The organism is Rhodococcus sp. 14-2483-1-2 (genome assembly GCF_002259405.1).
Taxonomy (GTDB): domain Bacteria; phylum Actinomycetota; class Actinomycetes; order Mycobacteriales; family Mycobacteriaceae; genus Rhodococcoides.
In genome coordinates this window covers 32432-48195 of sequence record NZ_NPFW01000007.1, presented here as the reverse complement: position 1 = coordinate 48195, position 15764 = coordinate 32432, and the positions used below count along the sequence as shown (strand labels likewise).

At 63.6% G+C, this 15764-nt stretch carries 16 protein-coding genes; 13 read left to right on the top strand and 3 right to left on the bottom strand.

Going from position 1 to position 15764, the window contains the following annotated elements; all coding sequences use genetic code 11:
- Window positions 1-19 precede the first annotated feature (19 nt).
- Complete coding sequence (locus CH295_RS04910) at window positions 20-736, bottom strand: TetR/AcrR family transcriptional regulator (RefSeq protein ID WP_094632905.1); 717 nt, start codon at window positions 734-736, stop codon at window positions 20-22.
- Window positions 737-843: 107 nt separating this feature from the next.
- Here CH295_RS04910 and CH295_RS04905 point away from each other — a divergent pair, with 107 nt between their 5' ends.
- The 11 genes from CH295_RS04905 to CH295_RS04855 all read left to right on the top strand — a co-directional run bounded on the left by CH295_RS04905 (window position 844) and on the right by CH295_RS04855 (window position 11924).
- Window positions 844-2052, top strand: a complete 1209-nt coding sequence (locus tag CH295_RS04905) for a TetR/AcrR family transcriptional regulator (RefSeq protein ID WP_094632906.1) — start codon at window positions 844-846, stop codon at window positions 2050-2052.
- 317 nt (window positions 2053-2369) lie between these two features.
- Window positions 2370-3053, top strand: coding sequence for an MlaE family ABC transporter permease (locus CH295_RS04900; RefSeq protein ID WP_094633173.1), 684 nt, complete (start codon window positions 2370-2372; stop codon window positions 3051-3053).
- Between the two features lie 27 nt (window positions 3054-3080).
- Window positions 3081-3944: an MlaE family ABC transporter permease gene (locus tag CH295_RS04895; RefSeq protein WP_371828148.1), complete on the top strand. Its 864-nt coding sequence runs from the start codon at window positions 3081-3083 to the stop codon at window positions 3942-3944.
- Window positions 3941-5140 (top strand): MCE family protein, encoded by a 1200-nt coding sequence (locus tag CH295_RS04890; RefSeq protein WP_094632907.1) that lies wholly within the window; start codon window positions 3941-3943, stop codon window positions 5138-5140. The genes CH295_RS04895 and CH295_RS04890 overlap by 4 nt, the downstream gene beginning before the upstream one ends.
- A complete protein-coding gene (locus CH295_RS04885; RefSeq protein ID WP_252341907.1) occupies window positions 5137-6150 on the top strand; it encodes an MCE family protein in 1014 nt (337 codons plus the stop codon). The genes CH295_RS04890 and CH295_RS04885 overlap by 4 nt, the downstream gene beginning before the upstream one ends.
- A gap of 16 nt (window positions 6151-6166) precedes the next feature.
- The gene (locus CH295_RS04880; protein ID WP_094632908.1) at window positions 6167-7162 is read left to right on the top strand and encodes an MCE family protein; all 996 of its coding nucleotides are present in this window, start codon (window positions 6167-6169) and stop codon (window positions 7160-7162) included.
- Window positions 7159-8277, top strand: a complete 1119-nt coding sequence (locus tag CH295_RS04875) for an MCE family protein (RefSeq protein ID WP_094739947.1) — start codon at window positions 7159-7161, stop codon at window positions 8275-8277. The genes CH295_RS04880 and CH295_RS04875 overlap by 4 nt, the downstream gene beginning before the upstream one ends.
- Window positions 8277-9377, top strand: a complete 1101-nt coding sequence (locus CH295_RS04870; protein WP_094739946.1) for an MCE family protein — start codon at window positions 8277-8279, stop codon at window positions 9375-9377. Before CH295_RS04875 ends, CH295_RS04870 begins: the two co-directional genes overlap by 1 nt.
- Window positions 9374-10873 (top strand): MCE family protein, encoded by a 1500-nt coding sequence (locus tag CH295_RS04865; protein WP_094739945.1) that lies wholly within the window; start codon window positions 9374-9376, stop codon window positions 10871-10873. The genes CH295_RS04870 and CH295_RS04865 overlap by 4 nt, the downstream gene beginning before the upstream one ends.
- Window positions 10837-11421 carry an Rv1363c family protein gene (locus tag CH295_RS04860; protein WP_141216953.1) on the top strand — a complete coding sequence of 195 codons (585 nt, stop codon included), beginning with the start codon at window positions 10837-10839 and terminating at the stop codon, window positions 11419-11421. The genes CH295_RS04865 and CH295_RS04860 overlap by 37 nt, the downstream gene beginning before the upstream one ends.
- Window positions 11418-11924 (top strand): hypothetical protein, encoded by a 507-nt coding sequence (locus tag CH295_RS04855; protein WP_094739943.1) that lies wholly within the window; start codon window positions 11418-11420, stop codon window positions 11922-11924. The genes CH295_RS04860 and CH295_RS04855 overlap by 4 nt, the downstream gene beginning before the upstream one ends.
- Window position 11925: 1 nt before the next feature.
- Here the strand turns inward: CH295_RS04855 and CH295_RS04850 are convergent, their stop codons facing one another.
- Entirely contained in the window at window positions 11926-12975 is a 1050-nt protein-coding gene (locus CH295_RS04850) for an MBL fold metallo-hydrolase (protein WP_094739942.1), read from the bottom strand.
- 152 nt (window positions 12976-13127) lie between these two features.
- Here CH295_RS04850 and CH295_RS04845 point away from each other — a divergent pair, with 152 nt between their 5' ends.
- Both CH295_RS04845 and CH295_RS04840 read left to right on the top strand, forming a co-directional pair.
- Window positions 13128-13991: an SDR family NAD(P)-dependent oxidoreductase gene (locus tag CH295_RS04845; protein ID WP_037194368.1), complete on the top strand. Its 864-nt coding sequence runs from the start codon at window positions 13128-13130 to the stop codon at window positions 13989-13991.
- Window positions 13984-15132: a CaiB/BaiF CoA transferase family protein gene (locus CH295_RS04840; RefSeq protein WP_288143174.1), complete on the top strand. Its 1149-nt coding sequence runs from the start codon at window positions 13984-13986 to the stop codon at window positions 15130-15132. Before CH295_RS04845 ends, CH295_RS04840 begins: the two co-directional genes overlap by 8 nt.
- Here the strand turns inward: CH295_RS04840 and CH295_RS04835 are convergent.
- Window positions 15123-15734 carry a TetR/AcrR family transcriptional regulator gene (locus tag CH295_RS04835; RefSeq protein ID WP_052047992.1) on the bottom strand — a complete coding sequence of 204 codons (612 nt, stop codon included), beginning with the start codon at window positions 15732-15734 and terminating at the stop codon, window positions 15123-15125. The genes CH295_RS04840 and CH295_RS04835 overlap by 10 nt on opposite strands.
- Window positions 15735-15764: the final 30 nt, after the last annotated feature.

Genomic DNA, 15764 nt, shown 5'->3' with positions numbered 1-15764 from the left:
GGCCGGCGTCTCGCTCCGGTCAGATCGCGGTCTGACCGGAGCGGCGACGAGGCCGTGCCGGTGCCGCTGTCTTGCGCGGCGCCGCAGCAACAGTCGACGTGGGCTTGGGAGACAAGCCGGCCGAGACGATGGACTGGGCGGTGGCGACCACGGTGTCGAGGGAGCCCCGGCGTGGGTTCCACCACTCGGCCGCCCAGTTCAACGCTCCGATGACGAGCATCCGCGCCATCTTCACATCGAGGTCGTCGCGAATCTGGCCCTCGTCTGCAGCATCCTTGAACAGCTTCTGCCAGATCTTGCCGTACTTGGCCTCTTCGGCCACCTGCCGCGCTCGGATCGACTCCGGAAGCTGACCGGCATTGCGAATGGACGCGGTCGTGTAATCCGAGATCTCGAGTTCGTGTCGCAGGTGTGCCTCCACCGCCACCAGAATGCGGTCCATCGGGCTCGACGCCGGATCGACCGCGTCCAATACCGCGAGCACGTGCTGGCGCATGTCGGCAATGCCGACCCACATCACTTCCTCGATGAGTTCTTCGCGTGAGGGGAAGTAGTAGTAGATGGCCGGTGCCTGAAGTTCCGCGTATTCCGCGACATCGGTCAGCCGCGTTCCCGCATACCCCTTGATGCTGAGCACATGAGCAGCCGCGTCCAGAATGCGGCCGCGAGTCCGTGCGGATTTCGATTCGGGCAGTTCGCCCTCGTCGGTGAGCTTCGCGGTCGCTTTTCGTGCCATGGTCCGACTATAGATGTGCCGGGCACAATTCACGGTTCCGACCGATGTTGCAGCACTGGATATGGTGCACTGTTCGAACCTGACTTCGAAAGCACGGAACGAGAAGAATGCCTCCGCGGAACGACGCTGCTACCCGGCCCGTCACAGCACGCGGGCGGGCGCGACGAGAACAGATCACCGCCGTCGCGGCCGAGCTGTTCCATCAGCGTGGCTACGAGGACGTGACACTCGCGGAAGTTGCTCGACGAGTGGATCTCACGGCACCTGCTCTGTACCGGCACTTCTCGTCCAAGGAACAGTTGTTGATGGCGACCGTGGCGACCACCCTTGCGCCCGCCGAGTCGGTGTTGCGGCAGTACGCCGATCGTGACGTCTCGTACCTCGTCGCGCCGATGGTCGAGGTGGCGCTCGAGCGACGCGAGATCTGGACTCTGGTGCAGCGAGAGGTCCGACATCTGGATGCAGACGACAGACGTGTGATCGAAGGAAGGTATGCCGCGATCGTGCACAGCGTGACCGCATCGGTCGCCGCCTCGCACGCTGACCTGTCCGACGAGAACTGCCATCTGATCGCATGCGCGATGCTCTCGGTTGCGGGCAGTCCGTCGACCGATCCGGTGGACATGGACCTGTGCCGCTACAGAGCGGCCCTGGAGAACATCGAACTCGCACTGCTGTCCTTCGACCTTCGCCGGACTCCGGCGCGCCGTGACGGTGTCGGGGCTCTCGGCGATGGTGCGCGCCCTGGCTCCGATGAGGGCAGGACCGGGTCGAGGGTCACGGCCGTCGAGGACGCGGCCGTCGGACTGTTCTACCGGGTCGGTTACGCCGCGGTGACCGTGGACGACATCGGAGCCGCGGCCGGAATCACGGGTCCGAGTGTCTACCACTACGTCTCGTCCAAATCGGAGCTGCTGGTCGACGTCCTGTTCAGGGCGGTGACGATGGTGGCCGATGGTGCGCGCACGGCTCTGGCGCAGGCTGGGACGCCCGACGAGAAGCTGCGGGTGCTGGTGCGCAGCTATTGCGCAGTCGCTGCCGCGAACCGAGAGTTGTTCGGGGTCTACATCACCGAAGCCGGAAACGTGCCTCTCGGAGACGCTCGTCGGCTCCGTGAGTCGATGGCACGAGATGTCGATCGGTGGGTCGAGGCAGTCATGCGATCGAGGCCGGGACTCGACGTGAACGACGCACGCGTGCGTGTCTTCGCGGCCCGTCGCGTGGTGACCGACATGGTCCGGCTCGAGCGAACCGACGAGGATCGTCTGGCCCACGTCACCGAGTTGCTGGCGCTCACCGTTCTTCAGGAGTCCTGAAACCGACCGAAGGTTTAATTTATCCAAGAATAAAGTTAATGAGCGTTAGGCCTTGCACATCGGCCGACGCTTGTGACAGGCTTCACAGGCGCGAGCGGCCCGCGGGGAAGCCGGTTCGTCGCCGCTGCCGGACAGGCAGGGTGCGCTGCGGTCAGGAAGCGAAATGCGTCCGCGGACAACCGACGTAGGAATCGAGAGGGGACCGGCTTGTCGTGAGTTCTGAACGCAAAGTAAAAAACGTGATAGAACAGGCTGCCGTCGGAGCCCCACGTCAGATCGGTAACTTCTACGCGACCGCGCTCGACGTGTTTCGCTTGATGTTCAAGCCGCCGTTCCACTTTCGTGAATTCGTGCAGCAGGCGTGGTTCATCGCCAGTGTCTCGATCGTCCCGACTCTGTTGATGGCGATTCCCTTCTGCGTCATCGTGGTCTTCCAGATCAACCTCCTGCTCACCGAGATCGGCGCTGTCGACTTCTCCGGTGCAGGAGCAGGATTGGCTGTGGTACGCGAGATCGGACCGGTTGTGACCGTGCTGGTGGTGGCCGGAGCCGGTGCAACCGCGATCTGCGCCGACCTGGGATCGCGGAAGATTCGCGAGGAACTCGACGCGATGGAAGTGCTCGGCATCGATCCCGTTCATCGCCTCGTCGTTCCACGGGTGCTCGCCTCCATGGTCGTGGCTCTCTTCCTGAACGGACTGGTGACCACTGTCGGACTGGTCGGCGGCTACACGTTCGCGGTGTTCCTGCAGGGTGCGACACCAGGACAATTCATCACCAGCATTCCGGTGCTCACCAGTTTCGGCGATCTGATCGTCAGTGAACTCAAGGCTGCAGTGTTCGGACTACTCGCCGGGTTGGTTGCCTGCCACCTGGGTCTTCGTGCCAAAGGCGGACCGAAGGGCGTCGGTGACGCTGTCAACCAAACGGTCGTGTTCAGCTTCGTGCTGCTGTTCCTCGCGAACTCGATCATCACGACCATCTCACTTCAGTTGAAGTAGTCAGGAAGGCCGAGCGTGTTCGATTCGTTGACGAAATCCGGAGCAGGCGGATCCCGTTTTGCTCGCGGAGTACTGCGCACGACGCGAAAGCCCCAGGATGCGTTGGTCGGACTGGGTCAGCAGGTGCATTTTCATCTCCGCAGTTTCCTGTGGATCCGACGCACCATCGTGCACTATCGCAAGGAAGTCGTCCGACTCATCGCCGAGGTCTCACTCGGGACAGGCGCTCTGGCCGTGATCGGTGGGAGCGTCGTGGTCATCGGTTTCCTCACTGCGGCAGCGGGATACGAGGTCGGTCAGCAGGGAACGAAGACTCTCGGCAACGTGGGTATCGCCGCGCTCGCCGGGTTCGTCTCGGCATTCATCAATACCCGCGAGGCCATTCCCGTGGTGACCGGAGTGGCGTTGACTGCCACGGTCGGTGCCGGATTCACCGCACAACTGGGTGCCATGCGAGTCAGCGAGGAGATCGACGCACTCGAATCGATGTCGGTGCCGTCCATGCCGTATCTGGTGACGACGCGCATCATCGCCGGCTTCGTGGCGGTAATCCCGCTCTACGCGATCGCGCTCATCATGGGTTATCTCGCAACACAATTGGTCACCGTGGTGCTGGCAGGTGAGTCGAGTGGCACCTACGCCCACTACTTCAACGTCTTCCTCGTGCCCAGCGACGTGCTCTGGTCGCTGCTGAAAGTCCTTGCCATGGCGCTCATCGTGATGTCGGTCCACTGCTACCACGGGTACAACGCCAGCGGCGGCCCGGCAGGCGTCGGTGTGGCAGTGGGGCGCGCGGTCCGAACGTCGCTGATCGCCATCATGCTCGTCGACCTCCTGATCGGTATCGCCGTGTTCGGCGGCCCTGCGTCCAACGTTCGGATTTCGGGATGACGCGCACGCGGACGCGCCCAGCGGGCCAGGTGTCCCCGTCCGTGTATCTGGTACTCGGGGCGGTGCTGATCGTGGCCGTGGTGGCGTTGGCCTGGCTGTCCACTGCGTTCTACCGTGGTCTGTTCACCACAACCGAGGCGATCACGCTCGAACTCGACCGATCCGGCCTTCTCATGGATCCAGGGTCGGATGTGAAGCTGCGAGGGGTGGTGATCGGCTCCGTCGACACAGTCGAATATCGGGACGGGAGCGCCGTTCTCACCCTCGCGATCACGCCCGACGAACTTCGCAAGGTCCCGTCGAACGTCGCTGTGCATCTCGAACCGACCACGGTCTTCGGTCGCAAATTCGTCACACTCGAGATGCCGGCCGACCCGTCGCCGTCCTCGCTGCGTCCGGGGTCGACCATCGACGGCGGCTCCGTCACCGTCGAAGTCAACGACGTGTTCGCGAAACTGGTGTCGTTGCTCGACGTCGTGGACCCGCAGAAGGTCAATGCGACTCTGAGTGCAGTGGCGACCGCCCTCGCCGGTAGGGGCGAGCAGGCAGGCACCCTGCTCACCGATCTCGACCGGTACCTCGCACAGTTCAACGGCAGCATCCCCACGCTGCAACGTGACATCCCGAAAACTGCCGACAACCTCGATACCTTCGCCGATGCAACACCCGAATTCCTCTCTCTCGCTGCAAATGTCAGCACGACCAGCGACACCGTGGTCGACAAGCAGGCGCAGCTCACTGCGTTCCTGGTCAGCTTCACCGCATTGGGCAACACGGGCGAGGACTTCTTCCGGAACGTAAAGGAACCGATGATCTCAGCACTGTCCGCACTGAGGCCGACCACGGCTCTGTTGGCGCGGTACTCACCACAGACCGTGTGCTTCTTCCAAGGTATGAGCCAGAACGTTCCGCGGCTCGAGCAGGTGATCGGTGGAACGAAGCCGGGACTGAACGTGCAGTCCACCATCATCGTCGGCCAGCCCGAGTACACCTACCCGAACAACCTGCCTCTGGTAGGTCTCGACGACGGACCCAACTGCCGGAGCACTCCCGTCGACTACAGCGATCCACTGCCTCCGCACGTGCAATTCCACGACGGCAGTGAGGCCTACACACGAGAGTTCACCGCCGGTGAACTCGCCGACTCCCCGTTGCTGAAACTGTTGTACGGGCCGACCTTCATCTTCGGCCGATGACCGCCAGAGCTCCGGGCCTGAAGTTGATCGTGTTCATGATCATCACGGCGCTCACTACCGCGCTTCTGGCAACGGTGGTCGGAAACATGAGATTCGGACCGACTCGGACGTTCGTGGGGGTGTTCGCGGACGCGTCGGGAATCGTGTCGGGCGAGGACGTCAAGCTCGCCGGGGTCCCGGTGGGCAAGGTGAATTCGGTCGACCTGGCGATGGACGGCTCGAACGTCGTCAGCAAGGTCTCGTTCACGGTGGACCGCGCGATCGTCTTGACCTCGGGCACCACACTGGCGATCAAGTTCAAGAATCTCATCGGTGATCGATACCTCGAAGTGTCCCAGGGCCCAGGCAGTCTCGACGCCCTTCCCGACGAATCGACGGTGCCCCTGGACAAGACCCAGGCGGCCCTCGATCTGGACGAACTCGTCAACGGCTTCAAGCCGCTGCTGCAGGGGCTCAGTCCCGAGGACACGAACATGTTCACGTCCTCACTCGTCCAAGTGCTCAACGGACAGTCGCAGGTCATCGGTTCGTTGGTGCAGCAGATCGGTTCGCTCACCGGAACCTTGGCGGACAAGGACGAGGTGATCGGCCGAGTGATCACGAACCTGAACAACGTGTTGGTCACCGTCGACAGCAGGCGCGGACAGTTCTCGTCGATGATCGATCGACTGCAGAAGATAGTCACAGGACTGTCCGATGACCGGGTGCGCGTGACAGACGCGATCACGAACGTCGATGCGGTGACCGCGACGCTGTCGTCCGTCCTGAGTGAATCCAGACCCTCTCTGCAACAGGACATCACGCAGCTGGGCGCATTGTCGTCGAACTTGAACGCCAGTAGCGACACGTTGAACATGGTGCTCGGCCAGCTTCCCCAGGCGTACAAGTTGCTCGGCCGTGGCACCTACGGCAGCTTCTTCAACTTCTACCTCTGCGGTGTGGCAATCAAGTTCAGTGACCAGCTCACCACCCCCATGGCCGTATCGCCGACGCAGAGGTGCCAGCAATGATCGAGGGGTACCAGAAATGAAGCCGTTCCGAGACAGGAACCCGGTCCCCATCGGGATCGCAGGAACAGTGGGCATAGTTCTCGCGCTCGTCGTTGCCTTCAACTTCGACTCGCTTCAGTTCCTGAACGGAAGCAACACCTACACAGCGGAGTTCGTCGATGCCTCGGGTCTGCACACGGGAGACGACGTGCAGATCAGCGGTGTCAAGGTCGGAAAGGTAGCCGACATCGGACTCGACGACGGCGTCGTCGAGGTGGAGTTCTCGGCGACGACGACCGACGTGGTTCTCGGCGACCGAACCGAGGCCGCCATCAAGGTCCAGACCGCGCTGGGACGACGCTATCTCGATCTGGAGCCGGCCGGTTCCGACGTGCTGCGGCCGGGCTCGACCATTCCACGTGAGCGCACGCGCGCCAGCTTCGACGTCAGTACCTCGTTGTCGGATCTGACCCGAACGGTCACGGACACCGATGTGCCGGACCTGTCGGGAACCTTGGACACCGCCGGTCAGGTCTTCGATCGATTGCCCGCCGATCTGCGCGGATCACTCGAGGGCGTGAACCGGCTCTCGCAGACGGTCTCGTCCCGAAACGACGAGTTGCACTCACTGTTCGAGCACGCCGACGGAGTGACCGGCGTACTCGCCGAGCGCAATACCCAACTCTCGCAACTCGTCACCGATGGCCAAGCATTGTTCACCTCGTTGAACGAGCGGTCGGACACCGTGCACTCGCTGCTACTGAACATTCGATCGGTATCGGCACAGTTGACGGCGACCGTGTCGGAGAACCGTGAGCAGATCGGGCCGACACTCGACCAGCTGAACAAGATCGCGCAGCTGCTGCAGAACAACTACGACAACCTGAACCAGAGCTTGACCAGGGCTGCCCCGTTCGTACGGCAACTGGGCGAGTCGGTGGCGTCCGGTCCCTACTTCCAGGTGATCATCCAGAACGTCGTCCCCACCGATCTACGTGGTCAGCTCCCCAACAGCTTCGGAGGAGAGCGATGAAGCGCGCGAGTCGATGGATGCCCGCCACCGGACCTCTGGTGATAGGTCTGGTCGTGTGCGCTCTACTCGCATCGGTGGCGATCGTGGCCGTGGGACATATGTCGAAGATCAGCGTCACCGCCGATTTCACCAACTCGGTCGGGCTGTACGAGGGAGACCCGGTCACCATAGCCGGTGTCCCGGTCGGAACCGTCGACGCGATCACTCCCCAGGGCGCAACCGTTCGTGTGCACCTGACGTTCGACAGCGCGTACGACGTGCCCGCCGATGCGAGCGCAGCGATCGTCGCCCCGACGCTCGTGACAGGACGTTACGTTCAACTGGCTCCGACGTATTCGGGTGGGCCGACGTTGAGCGACGGCGCCGCCATTCCCGTCGAGCGCACCGCGGTTCCGGTGGAGTTCGACCAACTGAAGGACCAGCTCTCGCAGTTGACGGCAGATCTCGGCCCGGAAGGTCTCAACGCGGACGGTTCGGTCAACGAGCTGCTGGCCTCGTCGGCAGACGCGCTGTCCGGCAACGGCTCCACACTGGGAGAAACGGTGCGAAGCCTGTCCGAGGCGACGACCACGTTGAACGACAGCGGCGAGGACATCTTCGCTACGGTCCGCAATCTGCAGGCTTTCGTCTCCGCGCTCTCGGCCAACGACGAACAAGTCGATCGTTTCGTTCGGCAGTTGGCGGACCTGTCGACTCTGTTGAACAACAACAGAACCGAATTCGATGCAGCACTGCAGGAGCTGGTTCCGGCGATGGAGCAGGTGCGCACGTTCGTGGCGGACAACAAGGACCAGTTGAGTACCGATGTCACCCAGTTGGTCGACATCACACAGCTTCTGGTCAATCGTGAGGACGACATCGCCGAGCTGCTGCACGTGGCACCGACAGCATTGTCCAACCTGTACAACATCTGGGATCCGTCGGCCAATTCACTGACCGGAGCATTGGCGGTGCCGGATCGGGGCGACCCGCTCAACTTCATCTGCGGACTGCTCACGACCGTGGGAGCACCCCAGAATCAATGTGCCGACATCGCAGCTCAACTCGGTGGTGTGGCTGCGTACGCGGCTCCACCGGCACCGGCCGCGGACAGCCCCGAAGAAGGTGAACGCTGATGAACAGGCGTGTACGCGGCGTCGCCGCTGCGGCAACACTGGCTGCCATGGGGGCGGTCACGGGATGCTCGTTCGACGGCCTCAATTCCTTTGCGCTTCCCGGCAACTCGACCGAGGGAGAGCCGGTGTTCACGATCGAGGTCGAGATGGCGGACGTGCAGAACCTGGTCGGTAACTCCGAGGTGAAGGCGGGCAACGTCACGATCGGAACCGTTCGATCGGTTCGGGTCGATTCCTCGATCGCAGTACTGACCGTCGATCTTCGGCAGGATGCGCACCTCGGCTCGAACTCCACGGCGACGCTGGCGCAGAAGAGCCTGCTCGGTGCGCAGTACCTGGAACTCGCCACGCCGGCGGGGCAGGAGACCGTCGGGCAGCTGCGCGACGGTGACGTCATCCCGCTGTCGCGGACCAGCCGCTTTCCAGAAACCGAATCGGTGCTGTCCACGCTCTCGCTGTTGCTCAACGGTGGTGGACTGCAGCAGATCAGAACGATCACCCGAGAATCCAACGCTGCGCTCGGTGGCAACGAGGAAGAGATCAACGCTCTCTTCGGCCGGGTGGCCACCTTCGTCGACGGTCTCGATTCGCAGCGTCAGGACATCGTCAGAGCGATCGACTCACTCGACCGGCTCAGCGGTGAACTCGCTTCTCAGACGGGCACCATCGACCGGGCGGTGACGTCGATACAACCGGCGCTCGAGGTGCTCGACGACCAGCAGCAGTTGCTGCGCGACATGCTCGGGTCGGTGGGATCGGCGGCCGCAGTGGCGAACGAGGCACTCGACGCGAGCAAGGACGATCTGACCGCCAACCTGGCGAACCTGGCTCCCACGTTGACCGAACTGGCTGCGACCGGCTCCACACTGGCCAATTCGTTGATCATTGCAGGCACGATTCCGTTCCCGGTCACGACGGCCGCCAACACGATTCGCGGTGACTACATCAACCTGTTCATGAATCTCGACATCTCGATTCCGACTCTGCAGAACGACGTACTCGGCAGCATTCCCGACCCGGCCTCGTTGCTCGGAATACGAACGGCCACCGGTGCCGTCGACCCGTTGCTCGCTCCCGTGGGCGGAGGGGAACCGCGATGACCAAGTTCGTTCGTGCCCAGTTGGTGGTGTTTCTGGTCCTGACCGTGGTGAGCCTGTCGTACGTCACCTACAACTACCTCGGACTCAAACGGGTCACCGGGATCGGGACCTATACCGTCGAGGCCCATTTCGTCGATGCGGCGGGGCTGTACGAGAACGCGATCGTGACGTATCGCGGCATCGACGTCGGGTTGGTCCGCAGCGTCTCGGTCACGTCGACCGATGTGGTTGCCGAGCTCCAGATCGACTCGGAGTATTCGATCCCGGCGTCGTCTGCAGCCGCCGTCAAGAGCGTCTCCGCCATCGGCGAGCAGTATGTGGATTTCACACCGGAATCGGAGGACGGCCCGTTCCTGGTGGACGGATCCGAAGTCTCGGTCGACTCGACGTCGGTGCCGACCTCGACGGGAACGCTGCTGTCCAACGCCCAGGCTCTACTGGCGTCGGTTCCCGGCGAAGACCTGCGTACGACGATCGACGAATCGTTCGACGCCTTCAACGGTCTCGGGCCGGATCTGGCGCGGCTGCTCGACTCGTCCCAGTCGTTGGTCTCACTCGCGTTGGCGAACGTCGATCCCACGGTTCGCCTGATCGAGGACTCGGAACCGTTGCTGGACACCGGCATCGACGTTCGCCCACAGACGCTGTCCTCGGTGTCGGATCTGAACGGGTTCTCCGAGCAGTTGGTGGCGAACGACGCGCAGATCCGCGACACCCTCGACGTCGGTCCCGGCTTTGCCGACACGGTGAGCTCTGCGTTCACCCAACTCCAGCCGGCCCTACCGATGATGCTGGCGAACCTGCAGACCGTCGGTCAGGTTGCGCAGGTCAATCTCCCCGGGATCGAACACGTTCTGGTCGTCTACCCGGCACTGTCCTCGGCTGTGGGCAACGTGTTCCGCGAATTCCCGCTCGGGGGAGATCCCGATCGGGGGCAGGGTCCACTGGATGTCAAGCTCGGCAGTACACAGCGGCCCGCACCCTGCACGGAGGGGTTCGGCGGTATCGAGCGCCGCGACCCGTCCGACACCTCGCCCATGGACCCCGACACCAATGCGTATTGCACACTCCCTCAGGATGATCCACGTGCGGTGCGCAGTGCGCGAAACCAGCCGTGTGCTACCGATCGGTCGGTGCGGACAGCAGAGGTGGCCAATTGCCCCCGCGGGCTGCCCTCGACCTGGGCCGAGATGTTGGCACGCCCCAACGGTGCCACGGGCCCCGGCCAGACCGTGCCTGCGCCCGTGGTCGCTCCGGTCGCTCCGGCTGCGCCCGTTGCCGAGTCGGTGCCGGCAGCAACGGAACCCACGACCGAAGCGGAGGAGGGCATGTTCGGGTTCCGCGACACGGGTGAATCGGTGCCGTACGACCCGTCCACGGGCAACTTCTTCGCTCCCGACGGAAAGATGTACACGCTCTCCGGCGTCGACGACACGAACAATGGAAAGGAGCTTCGAACATGGCAGGATCTGTGGTTGACCCCACTGAGGAAGTAGCGACACAGGATGAGCCGGTGGAGGATTCCGGTGCAGAGCGCACATCCACCGCAGGCAACGGTGCGGGCCGACGGCTGACCGCGCTGTGCGCGGTGTTGCTCGTACTGTTCGTGAGTGCAGTGGCCGCGGCGACGGTGTTCACCGTCCAGAGCCGCGACGGTCGTGAGGTCACCGCTCGCAACGACGCGGTGCTCAGCACTGCCCGCGCCGCTGCGGTCAATCTCGTCACGCTTCGATATTCGTCCGCTCGTGACGACCTGGACCGCATTCTGGCATCGACGACGGGTGATTTTCGGAACCAATTCTCCGATGTGTCCGGCAGTTTCGAGAAGGTACTCGGTGACGGGCAGGTCGACTCGACGGGACAGGTGAACGAAGCAGGCGTCGTCACGTCGGACGAGAACGCCGCGACGGTGTTGGCGGCAGTGACGTCCACCGTGAAGAACACGGAAGCTCCCGATGGGGAGGAAAGGACGTATCGCATGAAGATCAGCCTGGAACACATCGACGAGTCCTGGCTCGTGTCGAACGTGGAGTTCGTCGCATGAGGCGTCCTGGGCGGTGGTCGCGGCGAACCGCGAAGGTCACCGCGTCGATTCTCGGAGTGCTGACGGTCGGAGCGATCGCAGGAGCGGCCTGGACCTGGTCCGAGGCCCGTACGGACGAGCAGATCGGTGCCGCACGGACAGCGGCGACGGCGGTTGCCGGCGAACAGGTTCCGCGTCTGCTCTCCTACACACCCGACACGGTCGATACTGCCTTGACCGACGCGTCCGATGCACTCACCGGGGAGTTCAAGGACCAGTTCGGTGAGCTCTCGACGACGGTGATCGCCCCGACCTCCAAGGACAAGGGCGTGACGACCGACGCCACCGTGGTGGAGTCCTCGATCGTCGACGTCGACGTCGATTCCGCGACCCTGCTCATGTTCGTCAACCAGACGACGACCACTACCGCGGATCCGGCACCCGCTCTTGCCGGCAGCAGAGTCGTCGTGGCACTGGTCGATACCGATCAGGGATGGAAGATCTCGGACCTGCACCCGGTGTGAGTCAGAGTGGGCGGTACGAGTCCGTCAGGCCGTCGGTGGTTCGGGAGACGTAGCCGCGCCATTCGAGGAGGTCTGCGTGCGCGACGGCTTCGAGGATCGCCGTCCACTGCTGGTTCGGGGCCAGTTCGGCCAAACCGATGTTGCGTCGTGTCCACTTCATGGCCGACGCGATGGCGAGTCCGGTCGATGCTCCGGCGTCGATCAGTTCGTGTACTTCACGTAGTCGGGCTTCGTGATGGTCGATCAATTCCTGAGCTCGCTCGTGAACGACCGGCTGCGGGATTCCGTGGGCCGGCATCATCTCGGCCGGAGCATGATCGACGAGCAGTCGAAGTGACGTCAGATAGGACCGTAGGGCCATCCGGTCCGGGGAGCGCTCGTAAGCGATCGACGGGGTGATCCGGGGCAGTACGTGATCGCCGCTGAACAACAGGTTGCTCGTCTTGTCGTGAAACACCAGGTGTCCGCGTGTATGTCCCGGTGTGGACAGTACTTTGACGACGGTTCCGGACAGTCGAAGGTTCTCGTCCCCGTCGAGGTACTGGGTCGGATGCCCGTACGCCGTGTGTTTCTCGGTGTCGGCAACCGGCGTGGCTTCGAGTCGTCTCGCATGTTCGTCCGCGCCTGCCCCGTCGAGCAATCCGACCTGGTTCGGGAATGCCCCGTCGAGTTCGGCCCACGCCCGAATGCTGTGTTGCTCGTTCCGTCCGAGCAGCAGGGTGGTTCTACGCTCTCGGTGCAGTGCGTATGCCTGGGTGTAGTGGTCCCAATGCGAGTGCGTGACAAGCATTGTCGAGACCTCGTCCATCGAGGAGCCGGCCTCTGTCAAAGCGGTGTTCAGCGACTTCTCGGTGTCCTCGGATACCCAACCCGGGTCGATCAGGGTGACTCCGTCGGTGCCCAACAGGGCGTAGCAGTTGACGCTCTTCAGTTCCGGTATCGGAAGGGGCAGAGGTATTCGCAGGACGTTGTCGGCCACGAATTCCCACCGGCCCACCTCGATCGGAGGTGTGGTGGTGGTGCACTCCGGTGCTCGAGTGGATCCATTCACGGCCGGTACTCCCTCGCTGGTGAAACGGGTCGGGCATTCTCATCGAATTTAACATGTGATAAAAAGTGTCGACGATGCGAGGTTCGCATCGATGGACGCCGTCGATCGGCCGGTGATCTCGAACATCAACTCGAATGCCAAGGAGAATCGACATGCCAGGAGTCAAGGACCGCGTCGTGGTCGTCACGGGAAGCGGCGGCGGACTGGGCCGCGAGTACGCATTGCTGTCGGCCGCGGAAGGCGCTCGGGTCGTCGTCAACGACCTCGGCGGATCCAAGGACGGTTCGGGACGCGGTTCGGCGATGGCGGACGACGTGGTCGCCGAAATCCGCGACGCGGGCGGTGAGGCGGTCGCCAACTACGACGACATCTCGACCACCGACGGTGCCCAGCGGGTGATCGATACTGCGATATCGACTTTCGGAGCGGTCCACGGGATCGTCAACAACGCCGGAATCCTCCGTGACGGGTCCTTCGCCAAGATGACCCCCGAATCGTGGGACGCCGTGATGAAGGTGCACCTGTACGGCAGCTTCAACATCACTCGCGCAGCGTGGCCGCACCTGAAGGAACAGGGATTCGGGCGAATCGTGATGGCCACCTCGACGAGTGGCTTGTTCGGGAACTTCGGTCAGGCCAACTACGGCGCCGCCAAAGCAGGGCTGGTCGGGTTGCTCAACACGCTGGCGATCGAGGGGGAGCGAAGCAACATTCTCGTCAACGCTGTCGCGCCGATGGCCGCAACCAGGATGACCGAAGGCATCGCTCCGCAGGACCTTCTGGACACGCTTCCGCCCGCCTTCGTGGCACCGGTGGTCGGATATCTGCTGACCGAGGAGTCGACCACCACGGGCTCGGTTTTCGTCGCGGGCGGCGGAGCGGTGTATCGGGTTGCTCAGTTCCAGAACGACGGCGTCAGGTTCGAGACGCCCCCGTCGGTCGGTGTCGTCGCCGAACGGTGGTCGGAGATCACCGATCTGAGCGGCGCGCGCGTGGGATCGAACCCTCTTGGCTGAGCATCCCGGACCCCTCTCGGGCATCCGGGTTCTCGAGATCGGGGGAATGGGACCTACCCCGTTCGCCGGAATGACTCTGGCGGACATGGGTGCCGAGGTCGTTCGGGTGGAACGTCCAGGCGGACTCGGAGTGTTCCCGGGAAAGCCGGAGCAGGACATCCTCAATCGAGGCAAACGCTCGGTCGGTCTGGACCTGAAGTCTCGCGATGCGGTCGATGCCGTGCTGACGATGGTGGAGCGTGCCGACATTCTGATCGAAGGTGGGCGGCCGGGTGTCGCCGAGCGGCTGGGAATCGGACCGAACGACTGTCACGCACGTAATCCCGCGCTGGTCTACGGCCGGATGACCGGTTGGGGTCAGGACGGTCCGCTGGCCACCAGCGCCGGACACGACATCGGCTACATCGCCATCACCGGCGCGCTCCACGCCATCGGTGATGCGGGCGGCCCTCCGCAGATTCCGCTGAACCTCGTCGGCGACTTCGGTGGCGGCAGTACCTATCTGGTGATGGGCGTCCTGGCGGCATTGCTGGAATCGAGGGTGACCGGGCGTGGTCGCGTGGTGGACGCGGCGATCGTCGACGGCACTGCGCACCTGCTGGCGGGTACCCACGCGCTGATGAACACCGGTACGTGGTCCGATACCCGCGGAGTGAACATGCTCGACGGCGGAGCGCCGTACTACGGGGTGTACGAGACCCGGGACGGCCGACACATGGCAGTCGGAGCCATCGAGCCGAAGTTCTATGCGCTGCTGCTCGACGGACTCGGCGTGACGGCACTGGACCCAGGTGCTCAGAACGACAGGAGCACCTGGGCGGCAACGGCATCGGTGATCGCGTCTGCGTTCATGACTCGGACGCAACGGGAATGGACGGCGGTGTTCGGCGGTACCGACGCGTGCGTGTCACCCGTGCTGAGCATGCTGGAGGCGCTCGATCATCCGCACATCCGCCGGCGTGGTTCCGTGGTGCGGGACAACGGCCTGGTGCAGCCGATGCCTGCGCCGAGATTCTCGGGCATCGAACCGACCGTCACGGCGGGGCCGCCCGCGGTCGGGCAGCATACCGAGGACGTACTACTGCAGTGGGGTGTCGATCCTGAGCCGTTGCTCGAGTCCGGAGCGGCCTTTCAGGGCTGAGGAGTCGACGGCGCATCCCGGCGGGCGGCGTCGAGCAGAAGTCGCAGTGACCATTCGAGGTCCGCGGCATCCTCGTCGTGCAACACCGATTGTTCGAACCCGGTGAGCATCGCGACCCCGGCGAGCGCGTAGCGGCGCGCGAGCTGCGGGTCCGACACGACGTGCTCGAACGCTTCTTCGGCGACGTCGTACCGCTGCAGGTCGACCGTTCGTTGAACGCGCGCTGCGGTGGGATCGACTGCGGCCCAGGCGCGGATGGCGGCCTCGGCACGGTGCGGGAGATTTCCGACTGCCTCTACGAGCATTCCCAACCGTTCGACCGGATCGCTGTGCGCCTGAGCGGTTTCGGCGATCCGCACGGTTCGTTCCTGATACCAGAAGTCGAGGAATTCGGTGCAGAAATCCTTCCACCCTCCGAAGCTGTGGTAGAACGCGCCGGTCGTGACACCGAGGGATTTGCACAGGGCGGCTTGCTTGAAGCCTCCGTAGCCGACCGTCGCCAACAGCACGAGGGCGTGTTCGAAGAACGGCCGCTTCAGGTCGCCACCGGCTCGGGGCGGTGGCCCGGGCCGGTGCTCCGGGACGGATGTTCGTTCGTTCACCGTTCGATGATACGGGGCAGGCATGGTCCT